We start from the raw sequence: 6,176 nt of genomic DNA, 5'->3' as shown, positions 1-6,176 counted from the left end.
TCCGTCGTCGGCAGCGTCAGATGTGTATAAGAGACAGGCTGGTCAGCTCGCTGACCAGCCGCTCGATGCGGTGGCGGATCTCGTCACGGATGGGTCGGACGTGCTCGAGGTCCCGGCCGGCCGGGTCGTCGAGGACCCAGTCCTCGTAGCGCTTCCCGGGGTAGAACGGGCAGGCGTCGCCGCAACCCATGGTGACCACGACGTCCGCCTCCCGCACGGCTGACTCGGTGAGCAGCTTCGGTGTCTCGGCCGTGATGTCGATGCCCTCTTCGGCCATCGCCTGCACCGCGACCCGGTTGACCTGCTCGGCCGGCTGGGACCCGGCCGACAGGACGTCGATGCGGTCGCCGGCGAGGTGCTGCAGGTAGCCGGCGGCCATCTGGGACCGCCCCGCGTTGTGCACGCAGACGAACAGGACGGTGGGCCGGTCGGTCGAGCGGTTGTCGGGCGAGGGGGTGTCGGTCACGGGCGTGCCTTTCGGACGGGGGAGGCTGGGGCGTCGGACCGGCTGGGGTGGAGCAGTGCGACGAGACCGAGCCCGGCGGCGCCGCCCACCAGCTGGGCAGCGACGAAGGCCAGGACGCTGACGGGGGCGATGCCGGCGAAGGTGTCCGACAGCATCCTGGCCACGGTGACGGCCGGGTTGGCGAACGAGGTCGAGCTGGTGAACCAGTACGCGCCGGTGATGTAGCCGCCGACGGCGTAGGCGACGCGGCGGCTGTCCGCGCCAGGGAATGGGCTGCGGGACGTGCCACGCAGTGTGCCGAACACGACGACCACCAGACCCAGCGTCGCGACGACCTCGCCGAGCCAGACTCCGGAGCCGGAGCGGATGTGCTGGGACACAGTGATCGCGGGCAGGTCGAACATGAGGTTGGCGACCAGGGAACCGGTCGCCGCCCCGGCGAGCTGCGCCACGACGAGGGCGGCGGTGACGCGGGTGGACAGCGTCCCGAGCGCGCGCTCGAGCACCGTGATGACCGGGTTGAACGAGGCGGACACCGGGTGCAGGGCCAGGATCAGCGCCACGAGCACGGCGCCGGTGACGACGGCGTTCTCCAGCAGCTGCAGCCCCACGTCGTGTGGTGACAGCCGGCTGGCCGCGATGCCGGAGCCGACGACGGCCGCGACGAGGAACGCGCTCCCGACGAACTCGGCCGCGACCTTCTCACGGAGCCTCACGACGCGGTGTCGGAGATGAGCGTCGCCAACGAGGACATGGCGTTCGGGCTGGACCGGTAGTACACCCAGACACCACGCTTCTCCCGCTCGAGCAGCCCGGCCTCGTGCAGCACCTTGAGGTGGTGGCTGATCGTCGGCTGCGACAGCTCGAACGCGTCGTTGAGGTCGCAGACACAGGCCTCACCGCCCTCATGGGATGCCACCAGCGACAGCAGCCGCAGGCGGACCGGGTCCGCCAACGCCTTGAGCATCGGCGCGATCCGCTCGGCGGCGTCCTGGCTCAGCGGCTCACGGCTCAGCGGAGAGCAGCAGGCCACGGCCTCGGCCGGCGTCAGGGTCAACGTCACAGAGTTCGACACGCGTCGATATTGACAGACGTCGATGCGTTGGTGCAACCTCGTCGTACACACATCGACAATCATCGATCTCTAGAGGAGCCACCCATGCGTCGCATCCAGCTCGCCCTCAACGTCGAGGACCTGCAGGCCTCGGTCACGTTCTACTCCGCGCTGTTCGGCGCCGAACCGGCCAAGACGCGTCCCGGCTATGCCAACTTCGCCATCACCGAGCCGCCGCTGAAGCTCGTGCTCATCGAGAACCCCGGGCACGGTGGCAGCCTCAACCACCTCGGCGTCGAGGTCGACAGCGCCGCCGCCGTCGACGCGGAGCAGACCCGGCTGGCCACGCACGGCCTGGCCACGCTCGACGAGCGGGGCACGACGTGCTGCTACGCCACGCAGGACAAGTTCTGGGTCGAAGGGACCCCCGACGGCGAGCGATGGGAGGTCTACACGGTGCTGGCCGACTCCGCCTCCTTCGCCGGAGAGGACGCCGACGCCTCCACCTGCTGTGACCGCGAGCCTGTCGCCGGAGCGCTCCCGACCGCGACGACGTGCTGCTAGCGCGACCGGGCTCTGACAGCCGAGAAGTCGCTCTGCCAGCAAGATTCGCGAATCGGGCACGGCCGCAGAACGGGCGGGATACGGTGCCGACGGCGGCGAGCGCCGTCCGCCACGACTCATCCAGGGAACTGCTGACTGCACATGGCTGTTGTGTTCAACCCCCCGCCGGGATGGCCTGCACCCGTCCCCGGTTGGGTGCCGCCGGAGGGGTGGCTGCCCGACCCGTCGTGGCCGCCGGCTCCACAGGGCTGGCAGTTCTGGACGGACGCCGCCGAGGCGCCCTCAGGGTCGCCGACCTCCCCGGCGGCCGCCTCCGGGCCGGCCGCCCTGGGCGGTGACACGTTGTACGGGTCCACGCAGGCCCTGCGTCCACCGTGGCTCGAGCGGGCCGCCCCGGGCGTTTCGCCCGTGCGGTCGAGCGACGCACCACCGTCCCCCGGTACGGCCGGGATCGGGGAGGGGGCCCGCGGGGTCGCCTGGTGGGGCTGGGGTGGCCTCGCGGCCAGCGCCCTGCTCGGGCTCGCCGGCGGACCCGGTAGCGCACTTCTCCTCGCGGGACTCTTCGCGGTCGTCGTGTCCGTGGTGGCGCTGGTCCGCGGACGCGTCCGCTGGGCCCACCTGCCCGGCAGAGCCTCCGGCGTCGCCGCGCTCGTCGGCGCCATCGCAGCCGTGTCCGTCGGCTCGGCCCTGTCCCCGGCCACCGCGACGGTCTCGGCACCACCGGCTGCACACACCGGCACGGCGTCGCCGACCCGGACGCCCGGGCCGTCGCCTTCGACGCCCTCCGAACCCCCGACGACGAGCCCGGCCCCGTCGCCGAGCGCCACGGTCACCACCGAGGCGGACCCCGTGCTGGCCGCCATCCGCGCGGCACGACCGGGGACGGCATTGGCGCTCGTCGCCACGCTGGCGGTGCGGGGCCGCGGCCCGATGACGGGCTACTCGCGGGCCGAGTTCGGGGCCGCCTGGACCGACACCGACCGCAATGGCTGCGACCAGCGCAACGACACCCTGCGCCGCGACCTGCGCGCCGTCACCCTCAAGGCCGGCACGAACGGCTGTGCGGTCATGACCGGCACGCTGAGGGACCCGTACACGGCGACGACGATCTCCTACTCCCGGACGGCCCGCACCTCGGCGGTCCAGATCGACCACGTGGTCGCCCTCGCCGACGCCTGGGCAAAGGGCGCCGCCGCATGGCCCCAGTCCCGACGGACGTCGTTCGCCAACGACACCCTCAACCTCGTGGCGGTGTCCGCCACGGTCAACGCGTCCAAGGGGAGCGGTGACACGGCCACCTGGCTGCCGCCGGCCACGACCTACCGGTGCACCTACGTCGCGCGACAGGTCGCGGTCAAGGCCAGGTACCGGCTGGCGGTGACCTCCGCGGAACGCGCCGCCATGGTCCGGGTGCTGAGCACGTGCCCCGCCACGGCGCCTCCGTCGGTGGCGGTGGCCGCGCTGGGCGGGTTCCCGCTCTACGCCGCCCCCGTCCCCGCTCCGACACCGAAGCCGGCACCCGAGCCGGCACCGAAGCCGGCGCCCGAGCCGGCGAGCCCGACGATGGTCCAAGGGGTCCACCCGGGCGCCTTCTGCTCCCCGGCAGGGGCGATGGGTTACACCACCAAGGGCACGCTGATGCGGTGCACGTTCAAGGCCGGCGACATCCGGGCCCGCTGGCGATCGGCCTGAGCAGAGCCGTGCCAGACATCCACACGCTCCTCCCGAGACGGGTCGCTGCAGGGAAGGACCGGTAGATGGGGTTCGGCGTCTCCTTCAAGATCGCCCCGGGCGTCCGCGTCCGCGCCTCGAGCCGAGGCGTACGCGCCAGCGTCGGGCCGCGCGCCGCGCGGGTACACGTCGGCGCCGGCCGCACCCGCGTCTCGACCGGGGCCGGGCCGGTCACGCTGTCCACCACCCTCGGTGGTGGGCAGCGGCGCACGTCAGCCCACGCATCGTCGCCACGGTCGACCGGCGGCACACGCCGGCCCGCGCAGCCCACCGTCGCGCAGCTGCAGGCGCAGGCTCGCGCTGCGGAGCGAGCGCAGCAGGTTGCCGACGTCGCCGCCCTCGAGCGGTCCCTGACGACCCTGCACGTGGCCGCCTTCGCCGACCCGCAGCGGCAGGTCCTGCCGCTCCCAGCACCACCCGGTCGCCCTGAGGTCGATGCGGTGCGCCGCGAGCTGTACCGGACGGCGACCGCCGGTGTGCCCGTGTGGAGTCGGGCCCCGCGGAAGCAGGCCAGGACGTGGGCCGGGCAGCAAGCGCCCGTCGAGGCCTGGCGACGGCACACCGGCGAGCTGGTCAGCGTGCAGTGGGACCAGTCCCAGCTCGACCAGGACCGGGAGGCGTTGCGCGACCACGACCCGCTCACGGTGATCTCGGCCGTCGATGACGCGTTCGCCGACAACGCCAGCGACTCCACGTGCGTCGACGCCGGCACCGTCCCCGACACGGGCGCCCGTTACGTCACCGCCGTCGTCACCTACGGCGGCATCGACCTCGTGCCGGAGCACCGGGCGGACCGCACACCGGGCGGCAAGCCGACCCTGCGCAAGCGGTCCAAGACGGACCGCAACGCCCTGTACGCGACCTCCGTGGCCTCGACCGTCCTGGCGACCGCCAAGGAGGCCCTCGCCGTGGCCGTGGCCGCCACCGAGGTCCGGGTGCTCGTCGTGCGCCCGGGCGGCACCGGCGATGTCGAGCCCATCTATGCCGGTACGTTGCGCCGCGACGCCCTCGCCCACCTCGACTGGCCCAGCCTCGACCCGCTGAGGGTGGCCATGGCTGCCGAGGGCGCGGAGATGCGCCTCAAGGGCAGCACTCGGGAGGTCGTCGCGCTGGCGGTGGACCCGGGCTCACCGGCGGCAACCCTCCTCGAGGCGTGGTCCCGGCCCGTTGACGAGATGGACGTCTGAGCCGCCCTGAAGCCCGGCGCCTCAACCTCCCCCGAAGGGCCGCCGAGACGACTCCCTCCGGTGGGGCTCACGACGGACAGGCGCGCCGACCGGGGTGGATCCGCGTTCCGGGCGTCGAGTCCGGGTGCACTATGGACCTACTCCGGAGCGACTGGGGGTTCGATGTCCGGCATCACCGAGAGTCTGCAGCGGTCGGTCAACACGCGCCAGGACGAGCTGGGCCTTCTCGTCGAACGGATCCCGGCGCATTCCCGCTCGCTCCGGCGCCGTTCGGAGATCGCGCGGGTGGTCGTCATCCTCGCGGGCGCGCTCGTCGCGGCGCGCGAGAGCATCGTCGGCGGCGCGACCGACTCGCGGGTGATCGTGCTCGTCTTCAGTGCGCTCGGCATCGTCATCGCGGCGATCACCGGCATGGAGTCGTACTTCAAGTGGGAGGGACGGGCGTCCGAGCTGCGCACGCTCGGCGCCTCGGCGCGGTCGACGCTTCGATCGGTCGACTCCCAGTGGCAGCTCAAGGTCCGCACCGCCCAGACCGAGCAGGAACGAGTCAACGCCCTGACGACCATCATCACCTTGTTGGACAGCGAGCTCGAGCGAATCCGGGACTCGGCCGCCAGGCTCAACATCAGCCTCGAGACGCCGGAGGACACGCCGCCACGCGAGCTGTATCCCGCCTAGACGACGAGATGCTTCGTGCCCGCCGCACGGCAGCCGCGAGGCTGGCCCGTACGAGAGTGGGCCCGTCTTCGGTGTCCGCCGGGATGACTGCGCTCGGACGCGCACGTGGTGGTCGAACCGTGTCGCACCCCGTGCGGGTGCGGCCACAGGTCGACCGGGCTGAGAGGAGAACGGTGCTCGCCAAGTTTCCGGGACACTGCACCGCATGCCAGGGACCGGTTCGGCCCGGTGACGAGATCGTCTCCGGGGGCGGCCGCAACGCCGCGTGGGTGCACGCAGACTGCAGGGCCGAGCTCGCTCTCCCGGGTGTGACCTCGTCGCGGCGGGCGCGGTCCGGCGCGGCGTGCAGCACGACCACGGGCAGAGCCCGGACACCGAAAGCGCCGATGGCTGCTCCTGAGGGAGCGAGGTTCGTCTACACCGACGGCGCGTGCTCGGGAAACCCCGGGCCGGGCGGGTGCTGTCTCTTATACACATCTCCGAGCCCACGAGACGC

7 protein-coding genes are annotated in these 6,176 nt (G+C 72.5%); 4 read left to right on the top strand and 3 right to left on the bottom strand.

Annotated elements, in window-relative coordinates; translation table 11 throughout:
• Positions 1-16: 16 nt before the first annotated feature.
• Genes ACPYOM_RS20490 through ACPYOM_RS20480 form a run of 3 tightly spaced genes read right to left on the bottom strand, consistent with a single transcriptional unit; the run spans position 17 to position 1,529 of the window.
• Positions 17-466, bottom strand: coding sequence for an arsenate reductase ArsC (locus ACPYOM_RS20490; protein WP_481347361.1), 450 nt, complete (start codon positions 464-466; stop codon positions 17-19).
• Positions 463-1,182, bottom strand: coding sequence for an aquaporin (locus tag ACPYOM_RS20485; protein WP_481347360.1), 720 nt, complete (start codon positions 1,180-1,182; stop codon positions 463-465). Before ACPYOM_RS20485 ends, ACPYOM_RS20490 begins: the two co-directional genes overlap by 4 nt.
• A complete protein-coding gene (locus ACPYOM_RS20480; protein WP_481340938.1) occupies positions 1,179-1,529 on the bottom strand; it encodes a metalloregulator ArsR/SmtB family transcription factor in 351 nt (116 codons plus the stop codon). The genes ACPYOM_RS20485 and ACPYOM_RS20480 overlap by 4 nt, the downstream gene beginning before the upstream one ends.
• Before the next feature lie 96 nt (positions 1,530-1,625).
• On the opposite strand from ACPYOM_RS20480, the gene ACPYOM_RS20475 reads away from it, so the two are divergent.
• The 4 genes from ACPYOM_RS20475 to ACPYOM_RS20460 all read left to right on the top strand — a co-directional run bounded on the left by ACPYOM_RS20475 (position 1,626) and on the right by ACPYOM_RS20460 (position 5,680).
• Positions 1,626-2,084: an ArsI/CadI family heavy metal resistance metalloenzyme gene (locus ACPYOM_RS20475; protein WP_481347359.1), complete on the top strand. Its 459-nt coding sequence runs from the start codon at positions 1,626-1,628 to the stop codon at positions 2,082-2,084.
• A gap of 141 nt (positions 2,085-2,225) precedes the next feature.
• On the top strand, positions 2,226-3,776 hold the full coding sequence (locus tag ACPYOM_RS20470; protein WP_481347358.1) for an HNH endonuclease family protein: 1,551 nt from the start codon (positions 2,226-2,228) through the stop codon (positions 3,774-3,776).
• A gap of 65 nt (positions 3,777-3,841) precedes the next feature.
• A complete protein-coding gene (locus ACPYOM_RS20465) occupies positions 3,842-5,002 on the top strand; it encodes a DUF4236 domain-containing protein (protein ID WP_481347357.1) in 1,161 nt (386 codons plus the stop codon).
• A gap of 162 nt (positions 5,003-5,164) precedes the next feature.
• Positions 5,165-5,680 carry a hypothetical protein gene (locus ACPYOM_RS20460; protein ID WP_481340930.1) on the top strand — a complete coding sequence of 172 codons (516 nt, stop codon included), beginning with the start codon at positions 5,165-5,167 and terminating at the stop codon, positions 5,678-5,680.
• Positions 5,681-6,176 lie beyond the last annotated feature (496 nt).

The organism is Monashia sp. HAY1-2A (assembly GCF_056755315.1).
Note: the sequence above shows the minus strand (reverse complement) of the source record. Positions and strands in the feature narration are given on the sequence as shown.

What these genes read in the sequence shown, in the direction of transcription:
- ACPYOM_RS20475 (WP_481347359.1), top strand. Translation starts at nt 1,626, where the DNA reads ATGCGTCGCATCCAGCTCGCCCTCAACGTCGAGGACCTGCAGGCCTCG.
- ACPYOM_RS20470 (WP_481347358.1), top strand. Translation starts at nt 2,226, where the DNA reads ATGGCTGTTGTGTTCAACCCCCCGCCGGGATGGCCTGCACCCGTCCCC.
- ACPYOM_RS20465 (WP_481347357.1), top strand. Translation starts at nt 3,842, where the DNA reads ATGGGGTTCGGCGTCTCCTTCAAGATCGCCCCGGGCGTCCGCGTCCGC.
- ACPYOM_RS20460 (WP_481340930.1), top strand. Translation starts at nt 5,165, where the DNA reads ATGTCCGGCATCACCGAGAGTCTGCAGCGGTCGGTCAACACGCGCCAG.